This is a genomic window from Staphylococcus sp. SB1-57, assembly GCF_017086425.1.
Taxonomy (GTDB): domain Bacteria; phylum Bacillota; class Bacilli; order Staphylococcales; family Staphylococcaceae; genus Staphylococcus; species Staphylococcus warneri_A.
The window spans coordinates 1,497,241-1,515,637 of the sequence record NZ_CP070964.1 but is presented as its reverse complement, the minus strand read 5'-3'; the positions used below and the strand labels follow the sequence as shown (position 1 = coordinate 1,515,637).

Below are 18,397 nucleotides of genomic sequence, written 5' to 3'. Positions count from 1 at the left end.
CAGGAGGCATAAGCATGACACAAACAGTCAATGTAGTTGGTGCAGGTTTAGCTGGTTCCGAAGCTGCATATCAATTAGCAGAAAGAGGAATTAAAGTTAATTTAATAGAAATGCGCCCAGTTAAACAAACACCTGCGCATCATACAGATAAATTTGCAGAGTTAGTATGTTCAAACTCATTAAGAGGTAATGCACTTACAAATGCTGTAGGTGTATTAAAAGAAGAAATGCGACGCTTAGATTCTTTAATTATAAAAGCTGCAGATAAAGCCAGAGTACCGGCAGGAGGGGCCCTTGCAGTTGATAGACATGATTTTGCTGGCTATATCACAGACACACTTAGAAATCATCCCAATGTGACAGTTTTAAATCAAGAAGTACACAGTATTCCTGAAGGATATACAATCATAGCGACAGGACCACTTACTACAGAAAACTTAGCACAAGAAATCGTGGATATTACAGGAAAAGATCAATTGTACTTCTATGATGCTGCAGCACCTATTATCGAAAAAGATTCAATTGATATGGATAAAGTTTATTTAAAATCTAGATATGATAAAGGAGAAGCAGCATATTTAAATTGTCCGATGACCGAAGAAGAGTTTGACCGTTTTTATAATGCCGTATTAGAAGCAGAAGTCGCTCCCGTTAATGAATTTGAAAAAGAAAAATACTTTGAAGGTTGTATGCCGTTTGAAGTAATGGCAGAACGTGGTAGAAAAACATTACTATTTGGGCCAATGAAACCGGTTGGATTAGAAGATCCTAAAACTGGTAAACGACCATTTGCAGTTGTTCAATTAAGACAAGATGATGCAGCAGGCACGTTATATAATATTGTTGGTTTCCAAACACATTTAAAATGGGGTGCTCAAAAAGAAGTTATCAAATTAATACCAGGATTAGAAAATGTAGATATCGTACGATATGGTGTGATGCACAGAAATACATTTATTAATTCACCAGATGTCTTAAACGAAAAGTATGAATTAATTGGTCATGAAAATATTTACTTTGCAGGACAAATGACAGGTGTGGAAGGTTACGTTGAAAGTGCAGCAAGCGGATTAGTTTCAGGGATTAACTTAGCACATAAATTACTAGATAAAGGTGAGGTTATTTTCCCTAGGGAAACAATGATTGGTAGCATGGCTTACTATATTTCACACGCTAAAAATGAAAAGAACTTCCAACCAATGAATGCCAACTTTGGTTTATTACCATCATTAGAAAAGAGAATTAAAGATAAAAAAGAAAGATATGAAACACAAGCAAATCGTGCATTAGAATATCTTGAAAATTATAAAAAAACTTTATAATTTTTAAGAACATAAACTAGGTGGCGTATGCTATCTAGTTTTTTGTTGGTTATGATTGCTGACGGTATATGTTACAATTCTCGAAAGATTTTGAATTGAATATCAAATCACTGTAAGCCCTACCACGGATATGCTACAATTCTATATGATGGAGGCGAAATTTATTGAATGATATTCAAAAAGCGTTTCTCTATATGTTAAAAGTAGAACGACATTTTTCTGATCACACACTCAAGTCTTATCATGATGACATTGTGCAATTTAATGATTTTTTATATCAGGAATCTTTAGATTTAAATGACTTTGAATATAAAGATGCAAGAAATTATTTAAGTTTTTTATATTCGAAAAATTTGAAAAGAACTACAGTTTCACGTAAAATTTCTACGTTACGAACTTTTTATGAATATTGGATGACACAGGATGAGTCCGTTGTTAATCCATTTGTTCAACTTGTACACCCAAAGAAAGAACAGTACTTACCACAATTTTTTTATGAAGAAGAAATGGAAGCTTTATTTAAAACGGTAGATACTGATAGTAAAAAGGGTATGCGAGATAAAGTAATACTTGAACTATTATATGCAACAGGTATTCGTGTTTCTGAATTGGTGCATATCAAAACACAAGATTTAGATATGAAGTTACCTGGAGTTAAAGTATTAGGTAAAGGTAATAAAGAAAGATTTATTCCTTTTGGAGAATTTTGTAAGCAAAGTATAGAACGGTATTTAAAGGAATTTAAACCTTTAAAACATGTTGATCATGACTATTTAATCGTTAATATGCAAGGTCAACCAATAACAGAAAGAGGAGTTAGATACGTACTTAATGATGTAGTAAAACGTACGTCTGGTGTAACGAATATTCACCCCCATAAATTACGACATACCTTCGCAACACACTTGTTAAACCAAGGAGCTGATTTGAGAACAGTGCAATCTCTACTAGGTCATGTTAATTTATCAACCACTGGGAAATATACACACGTATCTAATCAACAATTAAGAAAAGTTTATCTTAATGCACATCCTCGAGCAAAAAAGGAGAATGAATGATGGATAACTCATTACATGCAACTACGATATATGCTGTAAGACATAATGGTGGCGCAGCAATGGCCGGAGACGGACAAGTCACATTAGGACAACAAGTAATAATGAAACAAACAGCAAGAAAAGTGAGACGCTTATACGATGGAAAGGTACTAGCAGGTTTTGCAGGTAGTGTTGCTGATGCGTTTACACTTTTTGAAAAGTTCGAAACAAAACTTCAACAATTTAGTGGTAATCTTGAAAGAGCAGCCGTTGAACTTGCACAAGAGTGGCGAGGAGATAAACAACTGCGTCAGTTAGAAGCAATGTTAATAGTAATGGACAAAGATGCCATATTAGTTGTTAGCGGTACAGGAGAAGTGATTGCCCCCGATGATGATTTAATAGCGATAGGTTCAGGCGGAAATTATGCATTAAGTGCAGGTCGAGCACTAAAACGACACGCAGGACAAATGTCAGCAGAAGAAATGGCTTATGAAAGTTTGAAGGTGGCATCTGACATTTGTGTGTTCACAAATGATAATATTATAGTTGAAACATTATAAAAATCTATAATCAATCGAGCAAATTGATTTGTAGTAAGTATAAATAGCATTAATTTCAGAAAGTAAGAAATTGGAGGTCATCCATATATGGATACAAATGGTATAAAATTAACACCGAAAGATATTGTATCTAAATTAAACGAATATATCGTAGGACAAGATGATGCGAAAAGGAAAGTAGCCATTGCCTTACGTAATAGATACAGAAGAAGCTTATTAGATGAAGAATCTAAACAAGAAATAGCACCCAAGAATATTTTAATGATTGGACCAACAGGTGTAGGTAAAACAGAAATAGCACGTAGAATGGCCAAAATTGTAGGTGCACCGTTTATTAAAGTTGAAGCAACTAAATTTACAGAGGTTGGTTATGTAGGTCGTGACGTAGAGAGTATGGTCAGAGATTTAGTTGATGTGTCAGTGCGATTAGTTAAAGATGAAAAGAAAGAAATGGTCAAAGATGAAGCAACGCAAAAAGCTAACGATAAATTAGTGAAATTACTCGTTCCTAGCATGAAGAAAAAAGCATCTCAAGGTAATAATCCATTAGAATCTTTATTCGGTGGAGCAATTCCGAATTTTAATCAAAATAATGAAGAAGAGGAAGAGCCACCAACAGAGGAAATTAAAACTAAACGTTCAGAAATCAAAAAACAACTTGAAGAAGGCAAACTTGAAGAAGAAAAAGTGCGTATCAAAGTTGAACAAGATCCAGGTGCTTTAGGAATGTTAGGTACAAATCAAAACCAACAAATGCAAGATATGATGAATCAACTTATGCCTAAAAAGAAAGTTGAACGTGAAGTTCCAGTTAAGACGGCACGTAAAATACTTGCAGATGACTTTGCAGATGAACTCATCGATCAAGAAACAGCAAATCAAGAAGCATTAGAGTTAGCTGAACAAATGGGAATTATCTTTATCGATGAAATCGATAAAGTGGCTACAAATAATCAAAATAGTGGTCAAGATGTTTCAAGACAAGGTGTTCAACGTGATATCTTACCAATTCTTGAAGGTAGCATGATTCAAACTAAATATGGTACTGTAAATACTGAACATATGCTATTTATTGGCGCTGGTGCATTCCACGTGTCTAAACCTAGTGATTTAATTCCAGAGCTTCAAGGACGATTCCCAATTAGAGTCGAACTTGATAGTTTATCAGTAGAAGATTTCGTTAGAATTCTTAAGGAACCTAAATTATCACTAGTAAAACAATATGAAGCGTTACTTCAAACAGAAGAAGTAACAGTTAACTTCTCAGATGAAGCAATTACACGATTAGCTGAAATTGCATATCAAGTCAATCAAGATACTGATAATATTGGTGCGCGTCGATTACACACAATTTTAGAAAAAATGTTAGAAGATTTATCATTCGAAGCACCGAATATGCCACATGCTGTTGTTGATATTACGCCACAATATGTTGATGATAAATTAAAATCAATCTCAACAAATAAAGATTTAAGTGCATTTATTCTATAAAAATAAAAAGAAGGAGAAAAATTATGAGCTTATTATCTAAAACAAGAGAGTTAAACACGTTATTACAGAAACACAAAGGCATCGCAGTAGATTTTAAGGACGTTGCCCAAACGATTAGTAGCGTTACAGTAACTAATGTATTTATTGTGTCGAGAAGAGGTAAAATTTTAGGGTCGAGCTTAAATGAATTACTGAAGAGTGATCGAATCATTCACATGCTTGAAGATAGACATATCCCTGCAGAATATACTGATCAATTAATGGATGTTAAAGAAACACAATCTAATATTGATATTGATAATGTTTTAACGGTATTCCCACCAGAAAATAGAGAAGTGTTTGTAAATAGTAGAACAACAATATTCCCTATTTTAGGTGGAGGAGAAAGATTAGGTACGTTAGTTTTAGGAAGAGTTCAAGATGATTTCAATGAAAATGATTTAGTTTTAGGCGAATATGCTGCAACTGTCATTGGTATGGAAATTTTACGTGAAAAGCACAATGAAGTTGAAAAAGAAGCACGAGATAAAGCTTCAATCACAATGGCCATTAATTCATTATCTTATTCAGAAAAAGAAGCCATCGAACATATCTTTGATGAATTAGGTGGTAATGAAGGGTTATTAATTGCTTCTAAAGTTGCTGATAGAGTCGGTATTACACGTTCAGTAATTGTAAATGCACTACGTAAACTAGAAAGCGCTGGTGTGATTGAGTCACGTTCACTAGGTATGAAAGGTACATTTATCAAAGTTAAAAAAGAAAAATTCTTAGATGAATTAGAACGTAATAAATAAATTTATTAAGGTTTAGGTGCTACCATTGGAATGCCTAAACCTTAATTTTTTGTAAATAAGGGATAATGATTTTTAGTAACACTTCATCGATGAAAAATAAATAATAAATGACACTAGATGATGTTTGATTTAATCAATCATTTATTAGACGAAAGGCATTGCAATCAATGTCGAATTATGATATATTTATTTTCGGCTATAAAGCCAATACACACATAATAAATGTAAATATAGAGGGTGCAGTATTTAATTACTGTCTTTATATGAGTTTGTTATGGAGGTAATTAACCAATAGGAGGAATTTATAATGGCAGTTATATCAATGAAACAATTGTTAGAAGCTGGTGTTCACTTCGGCCATCAAACACGTCGTTGGAACCCAAAAATGAAAAAATATATCTTCACTGAGAGAAATGGTATTTATATCATTGACTTACAAAAAACAGTGAAAAAAGTTGAAGAAGCATATAACTTCATCAAACAAGTATCAGAAGATGGCGGTAAAGTCTTATTCGTAGGTACTAAAAAACAAGCACAAGATTCAGTTAAAGCTGAAGCAGAACGTGCTGGTCAATTCTACGTTAACCAAAGATGGTTAGGTGGAATCTTAACTAACTATAAAACAATCTCAAAACGAATCAAACGTATTTCTGAAATTGAAAAAATGGAAGAAGACGGCTTATTCGAAGTATTACCTAAAAAAGAAGTTGTTGAACTTAAAAAAGAATACGACCGTTTAATTAAATTCTTAGGCGGTATTCGTGATATGAAAACTATGCCTCAAGCATTATTCGTAGTTGATCCTCGTAAAGAGCGCAACGCAATTGCTGAAGCACGTAAATTAAATATTCCAATCGTGGGTATTGTTGACACTAACTGTGACCCAGATGAAATTGATTATGTAATCCCAGCAAACGACGATGCTATCCGTGCCGTTAAATTATTAACTGGTAAAATGGCAGACGCTGTTTTAGAAGGTCAACAAGGTGTATCAAACGAAGAAGTAGCTGCAGAACAAAACATCAATTTAGATGAAAAAGAAGAATCTGACAAAGCAGAAACAACTGAAGAAAACACTTCTGTTGAATCAAACTAAGTTATAGTTTAAATGGGTGATAAGATACTAATGCTTATCACCTTTTTTTAAAAAATAAATTAATAGTATAGAGTATTGGAAATTTTACTAGGAATAATGGTAAAATTTAAATATATCTGTAACAGAATTATATATACTGGAGGAATAATTAATGGCAATTTCAGCTAAACTTGTAAAAGAATTACGTGAAAAAACTGGCGCTGGCATGATGGACTGTAAAAAAGCGCTAACTGAAACTGATGGTGATATGGACAAAGCTATCGATTACTTACGTGAAAAAGGTATTGCTAAAGCAGCTAAAAAAGCTGATCGTATCGCAGCAGAAGGTCTTGTACATGTTGAAATCAATGGTAACGAAGCAGCTATCGTTGAAATCAACTCAGAAACAGACTTCGTTGCTCGTAACGAAGGTTTCCAAAACTTAGTAAAAGAAATTGCTAACCAAGTACTTGCTACTAAAGCAGAATCTGTTGAAGCATTAATGGAAACTAAATTCGAAGACGGTAAAACTGTTGACGAAAAAATGAAAGAAGCTATTTCAACAATCGGTGAAAAATTAAGCATCCGTCGTTTTGCAGTTAGAACTAAATCAGATAACGATGCATTCGGTGCATACTTACACATGGGTGGACGTATCGGTGTGTTAACTGTAATTGAAGGTACTACTGATGAAGCAGCTGCTAAAGATGTAGCTATGCACATTGCTGCTATCAATCCTAAATATGTTTCATCTGACCAAGTAAGCGAAGATGAAATTAATCATGAAAGAGAAGTACTTAAACAACAAGCATTAAATGAAGGTAAACCAGAAAACATCGTTGAAAAAATGGTTGAAGGTCGTTTACGTAAATACTTACAAGAAATTTGTGCTGTTGACCAAAACTTCGTTAAAAACCCAGATGAAACAGTTGAAGCTTTCTTAAAATCTAAAGGTGGTAAACTTGTTGACTTCGTAAGATATGAAGTAGGCGAAGGTATGGAAAAACGCGAAGAAAACTTTGCTGATGAAGTTAAAGGACAAATGAAATAATAAGTCATATTGTTAACAAGAAAGAAGACACCTGAAAGGTTTTCTCAGATTAAAAGCAGTAGTTTTTAATTTAGAGAGGACGTCCGTGTCTTCTTTACTTATATACTTTTACATATTTCTACTATAGAGAGGATAAGAAAATGGCTCAAATTTCTAAATATAAACGTGTAGTCTTAAAACTTAGTGGTGAAGCACTTGCAGGTGACAAAGGATTTGGCATTAACCCAATGATTATTAAAAGTGTTGCTAAGCAAGTAGCCGAAGTAGCAAAAATGGATTGCGAAATTGCTGTAATAGTTGGTGGCGGTAACATTTGGAGAGGTAAAACAGGAAGCGATTTAGGAATGGATCGCGGTACTGCTGACTATATGGGAATGTTAGCCACTGTTATGAATGCACTTGCCCTACAAGATAGCCTTGAACAATTAGAATGTGATACGCGTGTTTTAACTTCTATTGAAATGAAGCAAGTTGCTGAACCTTACATTCGTCGTCGTGCCATTCGTCATTTAGAGAAAAAACGTGTTGTTATCTTTGCAGCAGGTATTGGTAACCCTTATTTCTCTACTGATACAACAGCGGCACTAAGAGCGGCTGAAGTAGAAGCAGACGTTATATTAATGGGTAAAAATAATGTTGATGGTGTTTACTCTGCAGATCCTAAAGTAGATAAAGATGCAGTTAAATATGAACATTTAACACATATTCAAATGCTTCAAGAAGGTCTACAAGTTATGGACTCAACAGCTTCTTCATTCTGTATGGATAACAATATTCCATTAAATGTGTTCTCTATTATGGAAGAGGGTAATATTAAACGAGCTGTAATGGGCGAGAAAATTGGTACATTAATTACAAAATAATATGAGGTGTAAAAAATGAGTGACATTATTAAAGATACTAGAGCAAGAATGCAAAAATCTATCGATAATTTATCTAAAGAATTAGCTAATATCAGTGCAGGTAGAGCGAATTCTAATTTATTAAATGGTGTAAATGTTGATTATTATGGTGCACCAACACCAGTACAACAATTAGCAAGTATTAATGTTCCAGAAGCAAGATTACTTGTTATTTCTCCTTACGATAAATCTTCTGTGGCTGATATCGAGAAAGCAATTAATGCGGCTAATCTTGGTGTTAACCCAACTAGTGACGGAGAAGTTATTCGTATTTCTGTTCCTGCTTTAACAGAAGAGCGTCGTAAAGAATTAGTTAAAGATGTTAAAAAAATTGGTGAAGATGCCAAAGTTTCAATTAGAAACATTCGTCGTGATGTTAACGATCAACTTAAAAAAGATGAAAAGAACGGCGACATTACTGAAGATGACTTAAGAAGTCAAACAGACGACGTTCAAAAAGCAACGGATAATTCAATTAAAGAAATTGATCAATTAGTTGATGACAAAGAAAAAGACATTATGTCAGTATAATCTTCTGACAAACTTAAAAGTCATATTAACTTATTGTAGATGGCACTTATACAGTGTTAATGTAAGACAAAATGATGCAATATTCATTCTAGTCTAAACTGTACCAAGTAAGACTTTGGTACAGTTTTTTTATTTGCTTATTCAATGCTATAAATGAGTATGATAAAATGGTAGATGATTGTTTAAACAACCTATACAATAATACAGAGATGATCAGGCTCGGAGGAAAGACCATGTTTAAAAAGCTTAGAAATAATAATAAGAGTGAAAGTAATCAATTTAATGATTTAGATTTACATAATATACCTGAACATGTTGCAATTATCATGGATGGTAATGGCCGTTGGGCTAAACAACGCAAAATGCCTCGTATTAAAGGACATTATGAAGGTATGCAAACAATCAAGAAGGTCACACGAGAAGCTAGTGATATCGGTATTAAATATCTTACCTTATACGCTTTCTCCACTGAAAATTGGTCTAGACCTGAAAGTGAAGTAAACTATATTATGAATTTACCAGTTAACTTTTTAAAAACATTTCTACCAGAATTGATAGAGAAGAATGTTAAAGTTGAAACAATTGGTTTTCAAAAAGGGTTACCGACATCAACAATCGAAGCTATTGATCATGCCAAAGAAAAAACGAAAAATAATACAGGATTAAGATTAATTTTTGCCATCAATTATGGTGGGCGTGCTGAAATCGTTCAAAGTTTTAAAACGATTGTAGATGAAATCCAACATAAAGGATTGAGTAGTGATGATATTAACGAAGATTTAATTAATCAACACTTGATGACTAAGAATTATCCTGATCCAGAATTATTAATTAGAACTTCTGGTGAGCAACGAATAAGCAACTTTTTAATTTGGCAAGTTTCATATAGTGAATTCATATTTAATGAAAAATTATGGCCAGACTTTGATGGTGACGAATTGAAAAATTGTTTAAAAATTTACCAATCACGCCAAAGACGTTTTGGAGGATTGAGTGAGGAGTAAAGTATGAAAGTAAGAACATTGACAGCGATTATTGCTTTATTAATTTTCTTGCCTATCCTTTTAAAGGGTGGATTAGTACTAATGCTTTTTGCTTATTTATTAGCATTAATTGCATTAAAAGAACTTTTAAATATGAATATGATTAAATTTATTTCAATTCCCGGGATAATAAGTGCAATCGGTTTAATTATTATTATGCTTCCTCAAGATGCCGGAGATTGGGTACAAGTCATACAGTTGAAAAGTTTAGTCGCAATGAGTTTTATAGTACTCAGTTATACTGTTTTATCAAAAAATAGATTTAGTTTTATGGATGCAGCATTTTGTTTAATGAGCGTTGCCTATGTCGGAATTGGTTTTATGTACTTTTATGAAACGCGTTCAGAAGGATTACACTACATTTTATATGCATTCTTAATAGTTTGGTTAACAGATACTGGTGCTTACATTTTTGGCCGTTTAATGGGCAAACATAAGTTATGGCCAGTTATAAGTCCAAACAAAACAATTGAAGGATTTATTGGTGGTCTTTTCTGTAGTTTACTTGTACCGCTAGTAATGCAGTTTTTTGTAGATTTTAATTTAAACGTGTGGTTATTGTTAATTGTGACCATCATCTTAAGCATGTTTGGACAAATAGGTGATCTAGTAGAATCTGGATTTAAACGTCATTTCGGTGTGAAAGATTCTGGAAGAATTTTACCAGGACATGGTGGTATATTAGATAGATTTGATAGTTTCATGTTTGTTTTACCATTGTTAAACATTCTTTTAATTCAAATTTAATATCTTGAAGCATTTTTTAATAAATAAAATGTTATAATGGGGGAGTTATTGAGATGTTCATAGCATTTCTTAACTCCTTTTCATAACTTATACATAATTTTCATTGGTACAAAAGTATAATGAACATGATTAGCCAAATTAATATGCTAATTAAGTCAAACGTAATATAATGTCTTATATTATCTTTTAATAATTAATCGAGAGAAATTTGAAATATTACTTAAAATAGAGGTGTAGCGAGTGAGCTCATTAATAACAATATTAGCGTTCATCATCGTTTTTGGTGTTCTTGTAACTGTCCACGAATATGGACATATGTTCTTTGCTAAGAGAGCGGGCATTATGTGCCCAGAATTTGCCATCGGTATGGGACCGAAAATCTTTAGTTTTAGAAAAGATGAAACGTTATATACAATTCGTATTTTGCCTGTAGGCGGATATGTGCGTATGGCAGGTGATGGTCTTGAGGAGCCGCCTGTTGAACCAGGTATGAACGTAAAAATTAAATTAAATGATCATGATCAAATTACACATATCATTTTAGATGATCAACATAAATTCCAACAAATTGAAGCTATTGAAGTGAAAAAATGTGATTTTAAAGATGATCTTTTTATTGAAGGTATCACATCATATGATGAAGAGCGTCATCATTTCAATATCGCTAAGAAAGCATATTTCGTTGAAAATGGTAGCTTAATTCAAATAGCACCTAGAGAACGTCAATTCACACATAAGAAGCCGTTACCCAAATTTTTAACATTATTTGCCGGCCCGTTATTTAACTTTATTTTGGCTATCGTACTATTTATTGGATTAGCATATTATCATGGTACACCTACAACAACAGTAGGCGATTTAGCCAAAGGTTATCCCGCTGAAAAAGCAGGATTAAAAGCAGGCGACAAAATTGAACAAATTGGTAACCACAAAGTTAAAGATTATAATGATATTTCAAACATTTTAGATAAAAATAAATCTGCTAAAACTACTGTTAAAGTTGAACGAAACGGTAAGATGAAATCAATCGATATCGAACCTAAGAAAACTGAAATCAAACAAACAAAGAATAAATCTGAGACAGTTTATCAAATTGGATTCAAACCGAAAACAGAACATACGGTATTTAAGCCTCTTGTCGCAGGAGTTGAACAGTTCTTTAAAGCAGGTACGTTAATATTTACAGCAGTCGTTGGCATGCTTGCGAGTATCTTTACTGGTGGTTTTTCATTTGACATGTTGAATGGGCCAGTAGGTATTTATCATAATGTGGATTCAGTTGTGAAATCGGGAATTATTAACTTGATCACATATACAGCATTATTAAGTGTAAACTTAGGTATTATGAATTTATTACCAATTCCAGCATTAGACGGTGGAAGAATTTTATTTGTGATTTACGAAGCAATATTTAGAAAACCTATTAATAAAAAGGCAGAAACAGGTATTATTGCAGTCGGTGCAATCTTTGTAGTTATCATTATGATTCTAGTAACATGGAACGATATTCAAAGATATTTCTTATAAATAGGGAGGCAAAGTAACTATGAAACAATCTAAAGTTTTTATACCAACTATGAGAGAAGTGCCAGCAGAAGCTGAAGCTTTAAGTCATCGTTTATTATTAAAAGCAGGTTTAATTAAACAAAGTACAAGTGGAATATATAGCTATTTACCATTAGCTACACGTGTTCTGAATAATATTTCTAAGATTATACGTGAAGAAATGGAAAAAGTAGATGCAGTAGAAATTTTAATGCCAGCGCTCCAACAAGCTGAATTATGGGAAGAATCAGGCCGTTGGGGTGCATATGGTCCTGAATTAATGCGATTAAAAGACCGTAATGGACGCGAATTTGCATTAGGACCAACGCATGAAGAAGTAGTGACATCACTTGTTAGAGATGAGTTAAAGTCATACAAACGTTTACCTTTAACGTTGTTCCAAATCCAATCTAAATTTAGAGACGAACAACGTCCACGTTTTGGGTTACTTCGTGGTAGAGAATTTATCATGAAAGATGCTTATTCTTTCCATGCTGATGAAGCATCATTAGATGAAACTTATCAAGATATGTATAACGCGTATGATCGTATATTTAAACGAGTAGGCATCAATGCACGACCTGTTGTAGCAGATTCAGGGGCAATTGGTGGTAATCATACACATGAGTTTATGGCTTTAAGTGAAATTGGTGAAGACACTATCGTTTATAGTAATGAAAGTGATTATGCTGCCAACATTGAAAAAGCAGAAGTGGTTTATACAGCTAACCCTAAAAATACTGAAGTTGCTGAATTGAAAAAGGTAGAGACACCTAATATAAAAACAGCTGAAGAAGTAGCTGAATATTTAAATCGTCCGCTAGATGAAATTGTGAAAACAATGACATTTAAAGTGGATGGCGAGTTTATCATGGTACTTGTAAGAGGACATCATGAGTTGAATGACGTGAAATTAAAAGCATACTTTGGTACAGACCAAATTGAAATGGCTAGCCAAGATGAAATTGTTAATATTGTGGGTGCACATCCAGGTTCATTAGGTCCTATTCATGATAAAGATATTAAAATCTATGCTGACCATTTTGTTCAAGACTTAAATAACTTTGTGATTGGTGCAAATGAAGATGGATATCATTTCGAAAATGCACAATTAGATCGTGATTTTAAAGTTGACGAATTTGGAGACTTTAGATTTATCTTAGAAGGTGAACCTTTAAGTGATGGTTCTGGAAATGCACAATTTGCAGAAGGAATAGAAGTTGGACAAGTCTTTAAACTCGGAACAAAATATTCTGAATCAATGAATGCGACTTTCTTAGATAACCAAGGTAAAGCACAACCGCTCATTATGGGTTGTTATGGTATTGGCGTGTCTAGAACATTGAGTGCTATAGTAGAACAACACCATGACGATAACGGTATTATTTGGCCTAAATCAGTTACACCATTTGATTTACATTTAATTACAATTAACCCTAAAAAAGAGGAACAACGTGAGCTAGGTGATCAATTATATGATCAATTAATGAATAACTATGATGTACTATATGATGATCGCCAAGAACGTGCGGGTGTTAAATTTAACGATGCTGATTTAATAGGTTTACCATTGAGAGTTGTAGTTGGTAAACGTGCAGAAGAAGGTATTGTAGAAGTTAAACAACGTTCAACAGGTGAAAGTGAAGAAATTCATATTGATGATTTAGAAAATTATATTAAAGATTTATATTTAACATTAAACTAAATATGAACATTTGACCTTTTAGGTTTTATGTATTGGGAGTGTGATGATGGATTCAATTAGAATTCTTATCCACTCCTTATTTTTCGTAAATGTATTTAATTCATATCGATGAAATCTATACCAATTAAGCGTATAATAAGATATAAATTTGCTTTGAACTTCGAACGATTCATCAGTATAATTTGTATGATTGATTTCATAATTCCAAATTACTAATTCAAGCAATGTTAAAGAGTATAAATTTAAGGTGGTTTTCATATTGGCAATGACAAATCAGGAAAAATTTAAAGTACTTGCTGATCAAATTAAAATTTCTAATCAATTAGATTCAGAAATCCTACAGCAAGGAGAACTAACTAGAATTGATGTCTCAAGTAAAAATAGAACATGGGAATTTCATATTACATTGCCATATTTCTTATCTCATGAAGATTATTTACTTTTTAATCATGCGATTGTAGAAGAATTTAAAGAAATAGCGGATGTAAGCTGTCATTTCACGATAGATAACACTGATAATCAAGATGAACAGGCAATTAAATATTTTGCACATTGTATCGATCAAACTGCCTTATCTCCTAAAGTAAAAGGGCAGTTAAAACAAAAACGCTTGATTATGTCAGGTAATGTTCTAAAAGTAATGGTTTCCAATGATATTGAACGTAACCATTTTGATAAGGCATGTAATGGTAGTTTAGTCGCTGCTTTTAAAAAATGCGGATTTAAAATAGATAAAGTCGTATTTGAAACAGATAATACTAACCATGATGAAGATCTAGCATCATTAGAAGCGCATATTCAAGAAGAAGATGAACAAAGTGCACGTGAGGCTACTGAAAAACTTGAAAAAATGAAAGCGGAAAAAGCAAAACAACAAGATAACAACGAAAGCGATGTAGATAAATGTCAAATTGGTAAACCAATTCAAGTTGAAAATTTAAGATCAATAGAATCGATTATAGAAGAAGAATTTAAAGTGGCAATTGAGGGCGTTATATTTGATATTAATTTAAAAGAATTGAAAAGTGGACGTCATATCGTAGAATTGAAAGTAACGGATTATACAGATTCATTAGTATTGAAAATGTTTACTCGTAAAAATAAAAATGATTTAGATCATTTTAAAGCCTTAAGTGTAGGAAAGTGGGTTCGTGCACAAGGTCGTATTGAAGAAGATACTTTTGTTAGAGATTTAGTTATGATGATGTCTGATATTGAAGAAATTAAAAAATCGCCTAAAAAAGATAAGGCAGAAAATAAAAGAGTTGAATTCCATTTACATACATCAATGAGTCAAATGGATGGCATACCTAATATTGGCGGCTATGTAGCGCAAGCAGCTGATTGGGGTCATCAAGCGATTGCTGTGACAGATCATAATGTTGTTCAAGCATTTCCAGATGCCCATGCTGCTGCTGAAAAACATGGTATCAAAATGATATATGGTATGGAAGGCATGTTAGTGGATGATGGTGTACCTATTGCTTACAAACCTACAGATCGAGATTTAAAAGATGCTACATATGTTGTTTTTGACGTAGAAACGACTGGTTTATCTAATCAATATGATAAAATTATCGAATTAGCAGCTGTTAAAGTACATAACGGAGAAATCATAGATAAGTTTGAAAGATTTAGTAATCCTCATGAGAAATTATCAGAAACAATTATTAATTTAACGCATATTACAGATGATATGCTAACTGATGCTCCTGAAATAGAAGATGTACTTACAGAATTCAAAGAATGGGTAGGAGATGCCATATTCGTGGCCCATAACGCCTCATTCGATATGGGATTCATTGATACAGGTTATGAACGCCTTGGATTCGGCCCTTCAACTAATGGTGTAATTGATACACTAGAATTATCTCGTACTATAAATACTGATTATGGTAAGCATGGTTTGAACTTCCTTGCTAAAAAATATGGTGTGGACTTAACACAACATCATAGAGCGATATATGATACTGAAGCTACTGCATATATTTTTATTAAAATGGTTCAACAGATGAAAGAACTTGGCGTGACAAATCATATAGATATTAATCAAAAACTATCTAATGAAGATGCATATAAACGTGCTAGACCATCACATGTCACATTAATAGTTCAAAATCAACAAGGTTTAAAAAATCTTTTCAAAATTGTGAGTGAATCATTAGTAACCTATTATTATAGAACACCAAGAATACCGAGATCTTTATTAAATGAGTATAGAGAAGGTTTGCTTGTTGGAACGGCATGTGATGAAGGTGAATTATTTACAGCTGTCATGCAAAGAGATCAATCAGAAGTAGAAAAAATAGCAAAGTATTATGACTTTATTGAAGTACAACCACCAGCACTTTATCAAGATCTTATTGATCGTGAACTCATTAGAGATACTGAAACACTTCATGAGATTTATCATCGTTTAATTGAAGCTGGAAAGAGTGCTAATATTCCTGTTATAGCAACAGGTAATGCACACTATTTATATGAACACGATGCCATCGCTCGTAAAATTTTAATTGCTTCCCAACCGGGGAATCCTTTAAATCGTTCAACTTTACCAGAAGCACATTTTAGAACAACCGACGAAATGTTGGATGAATTACATTTCTTAGGTGAAGAAAAGGCTTATGAGTTAGTTGTAACAAATACTAATGCCTTAGCAGATCAAATTGAACGTGTTGTACCAATTAAAGATAAATTATATACACCACGAATGGATGGTGCGAATGAAGAAATTAGAGAATTAAGTTATAGCAATGCCAAAAAGTTATATGGTGAAGATTTACCTCAAATTGTTATTGATCGTTTAGAGAAAGAACTAGATAGTATTATAGGGAACGGTTTCTCAGTTATTTATTTAATTTCACAACGTTTGGTTAAAAAATCTTTAGATGATGGTTACTTAGTAGGTTCACGTGGTTCTGTAGGATCAAGCTTTGTAGCGACTATGACAGAAATCACTGAAGTTAACCCATTGCCGCCACATTACATTTGTACGCATTGTAAAACGAGTGAGTTTTTCGACGATGGTTCTGTTGGTTCAGGATTCGATTTACCCGATAAAAAATGTCCTGAATGTGGCAATGAGCTAATTAAAGAGGGGCAAGATATACCTTTCGAAACGTTCTTAGGATTTAAAGGTGATAAGGTACCAGATATCGACTTAAACTTCAGTGGTGAATATCAACCTAATGCACATAACTATACAAAAGTATTATTCGGTGAAGACAAAGTATTCCGTGCAGGAACAATTGGTACAGTTGCCGAAAAAACTGCATTTGGATTTGTTAAAGGTTATCTTAATGACCAAGGTATTCATAAACGTGGAGCAGAGGTGGATCGTTTAGTTAAAGGTTGTACAGGTGTTAAACGTACAACTGGACAACACCCTGGTGGTATTATCGTAGTTCCAGACTACATGGATATTTATGATTTTACACCTATACAATATCCAGCAGATGACCAAAGTTCTGCTTGGATGACAACACATTTTGATTTCCATTCTATCCATGATAACGTCTTAAAACTCGATATACTTGGACACGATGATCCAACTATGATACGTATGCTACAAGATTTATCTGGCATTGATCCTAAAACGATTCCTGTGGATGATAAAGAAACTATGAAAATATTTAGTAGTCCAGAAAGTTTAGGTGTGACTGAAGAAGATATTTTATGTAAAACAGGGACATTTGGTGTACCGGAATTTGGTACGGGATTTGTAAGACAAATGCTTGAAGATACTAAACCAACAACATTTTCTGAATTAGTACAAATTTCTGGACTATCACATGGTACAGATGTTTGGTTAGGTAACGCACAAGAACTAATCCGTGCAGGTATTTGTGATTTATCATCAGTTATTGGTTGTCGTGACGACATCATGGTATATCTGATGTATGCAGGATTAGAACCATCTATGGCCTTCAAAACAATGGAATTTGTACGTAAAGGACGTGGCTTAACTGATGAAATGGTTGAAGCTATGAAAGAAAATGACGTTCCTGATTGGTATCTAGATTCTTGTCGTAAAATCAAATACATGTTCCCTAAAGCCCATGCGGCAGCCTATGTATTAATGGCAGTCCGTATCGCATACTTTAAGGTACATCATCCTTTATATTATTATGCGTCTTACTTTACAGTTAGAGCATCTGATTTTGATTTAATTACTATGATTAAAGATAAAACAGGTATTAAAAACACTGTAAAAGATATGTACTCTCGCTATATGGATTTAGGTAAAAAAGAAAAAGATGTATTAACAGTATTAGAAATAATGAATGAAATGGCTCATCGAGGTTATCGTATGCAACCGATTAGTTTAGAAAAAAGCCAAGCGTTTGATTTCATTATTGAAGGTGATACATTGATTCCACCATTTATAGCCGTACCAGGACTAGGTGAAAATGTTGCCAAACGAATTGTTGAAGCAAGAGAAGAAGGACCATTTTTATCTAAAGAAGATTTAAATAAAAAAGCAGGTTTATCACAAAAGGTTATTGAATATCTAGACGATTTAGGCTCATTACCAGGATTACCTGATAAAGCACAATTATCTATTTTTGACATGTAATGTAAAACAATA

General features: G+C 33.2%; 14 protein-coding genes. All 14 read left to right on the top strand.

Translation table 11 applies throughout. The annotated features are described in order from the left end of the window. The first annotated feature begins 14 nt into the window (after positions 1–14). Positions 15–1,322 (top strand): FADH(2)-oxidizing methylenetetrahydrofolate--tRNA-(uracil(54)-C(5))-methyltransferase TrmFO, encoded by a 1,308-nt coding sequence (gene trmFO, locus JX000_RS07465; RefSeq protein ID WP_049425631.1) that lies wholly within the window; start codon positions 15–17, stop codon positions 1,320–1,322. Positions 1,323–1,486: 164 nt separating this feature from the next. Next, on the top strand, positions 1,487–2,380 hold the full coding sequence (xerC, locus tag JX000_RS07460) for a tyrosine recombinase XerC (protein WP_002450560.1): 894 nt from the start codon (positions 1,487–1,489) through the stop codon (positions 2,378–2,380). After that, positions 2,377–2,922, top strand: coding sequence for an ATP-dependent protease subunit HslV (hslV, locus tag JX000_RS07455; RefSeq protein ID WP_002450559.1), 546 nt, complete (start codon positions 2,377–2,379; stop codon positions 2,920–2,922). Before xerC ends, hslV begins: the two co-directional genes overlap by 4 nt. 87 nt (positions 2,923–3,009) lie before the next feature. Then, a complete protein-coding gene (gene hslU / locus JX000_RS07450) occupies positions 3,010–4,413 on the top strand; it encodes an ATP-dependent protease ATPase subunit HslU (RefSeq protein WP_015365077.1) in 1,404 nt (467 codons plus the stop codon). Between the two features lie 23 nt (positions 4,414–4,436). Beyond that, positions 4,437–5,210, top strand: a complete 774-nt coding sequence (gene codY / locus JX000_RS07445; RefSeq protein WP_002450557.1) for a GTP-sensing pleiotropic transcriptional regulator CodY — start codon at positions 4,437–4,439, stop codon at positions 5,208–5,210. Between the two features lie 307 nt (positions 5,211–5,517). Continuing rightward, the gene (gene rpsB, locus JX000_RS07440; RefSeq protein WP_002466032.1) at positions 5,518–6,306 is read left to right on the top strand and encodes a 30S ribosomal protein S2; all 789 of its coding nucleotides are present in this window, start codon (positions 5,518–5,520) and stop codon (positions 6,304–6,306) included. A gap of 151 nt (positions 6,307–6,457) precedes the next feature. After that, positions 6,458–7,336 (top strand): translation elongation factor Ts, encoded by an 879-nt coding sequence (gene tsf, locus JX000_RS07435; RefSeq protein ID WP_002450555.1) that lies wholly within the window; start codon positions 6,458–6,460, stop codon positions 7,334–7,336. Between the two features lie 140 nt (positions 7,337–7,476). Then, entirely contained in the window at positions 7,477–8,199 is a 723-nt protein-coding gene (gene pyrH / locus JX000_RS07430) for a UMP kinase (protein ID WP_206140567.1), read from the top strand. A 15-nt stretch (positions 8,200–8,214) separates the two neighbouring features. Beyond that, positions 8,215–8,769 (top strand): ribosome recycling factor, encoded by a 555-nt coding sequence (gene frr, locus JX000_RS07425; RefSeq protein ID WP_002450553.1) that lies wholly within the window; start codon positions 8,215–8,217, stop codon positions 8,767–8,769. Between the two features lie 233 nt (positions 8,770–9,002). After that, positions 9,003–9,773 carry an undecaprenyl pyrophosphate synthase gene (locus JX000_RS07420; protein WP_206140566.1) on the top strand — a complete coding sequence of 257 codons (771 nt, stop codon included), beginning with the start codon at positions 9,003–9,005 and terminating at the stop codon, positions 9,771–9,773. A 3-nt stretch (positions 9,774–9,776) separates the two neighbouring features. Then, entirely contained in the window at positions 9,777–10,559 is a 783-nt protein-coding gene (locus JX000_RS07415; RefSeq protein WP_206140565.1) for a phosphatidate cytidylyltransferase, read from the top strand. 240 nt (positions 10,560–10,799) lie between these two features. After that, positions 10,800–12,086, top strand: coding sequence for an RIP metalloprotease RseP (rseP, locus tag JX000_RS07410; RefSeq protein WP_107541011.1), 1,287 nt, complete (start codon positions 10,800–10,802; stop codon positions 12,084–12,086). A gap of 19 nt (positions 12,087–12,105) precedes the next feature. Then, positions 12,106–13,809, top strand: a complete 1,704-nt coding sequence (locus JX000_RS07405; protein WP_124228347.1) for a proline--tRNA ligase — start codon at positions 12,106–12,108, stop codon at positions 13,807–13,809. 265 nt (positions 13,810–14,074) lie between these two features. Beyond that, positions 14,075–18,385, top strand: a complete 4,311-nt coding sequence (locus JX000_RS07400) for a PolC-type DNA polymerase III (RefSeq protein WP_206141006.1) — start codon at positions 14,075–14,077, stop codon at positions 18,383–18,385. Positions 18,386–18,397: the final 12 nt, after the last annotated feature.

Excerpts from the sequence above, each read along its gene's own strand:
- trmFO (WP_049425631.1), top strand. The coding sequence starts at position 15 with ATGACACAAACAGTCAATGTAGTTGGTGCAGGTTTAGCTGGTTCCGAA.
- hslV (WP_002450559.1), top strand. The coding sequence starts at position 2,377 with ATGATGGATAACTCATTACATGCAACTACGATATATGCTGTAAGACAT.
- hslU (WP_015365077.1), top strand. The coding sequence starts at position 3,010 with ATGGATACAAATGGTATAAAATTAACACCGAAAGATATTGTATCTAAA.
- codY (WP_002450557.1), top strand. The coding sequence starts at position 4,437 with ATGAGCTTATTATCTAAAACAAGAGAGTTAAACACGTTATTACAGAAA.
- rpsB (WP_002466032.1), top strand. The coding sequence starts at position 5,518 with ATGGCAGTTATATCAATGAAACAATTGTTAGAAGCTGGTGTTCACTTC.
- tsf (WP_002450555.1), top strand. The coding sequence starts at position 6,458 with ATGGCAATTTCAGCTAAACTTGTAAAAGAATTACGTGAAAAAACTGGC.
- pyrH (WP_206140567.1), top strand. The coding sequence starts at position 7,477 with ATGGCTCAAATTTCTAAATATAAACGTGTAGTCTTAAAACTTAGTGGT.
- frr (WP_002450553.1), top strand. The coding sequence starts at position 8,215 with ATGAGTGACATTATTAAAGATACTAGAGCAAGAATGCAAAAATCTATC.
- JX000_RS07420 (WP_206140566.1), top strand. The coding sequence starts at position 9,003 with ATGTTTAAAAAGCTTAGAAATAATAATAAGAGTGAAAGTAATCAATTT.
- JX000_RS07415 (WP_206140565.1), top strand. The coding sequence starts at position 9,777 with ATGAAAGTAAGAACATTGACAGCGATTATTGCTTTATTAATTTTCTTG.
- JX000_RS07405 (WP_124228347.1), top strand. The coding sequence starts at position 12,106 with ATGAAACAATCTAAAGTTTTTATACCAACTATGAGAGAAGTGCCAGCA.
- JX000_RS07400 (WP_206141006.1), top strand. The coding sequence starts at position 14,075 with ATGACAAATCAGGAAAAATTTAAAGTACTTGCTGATCAAATTAAAATT.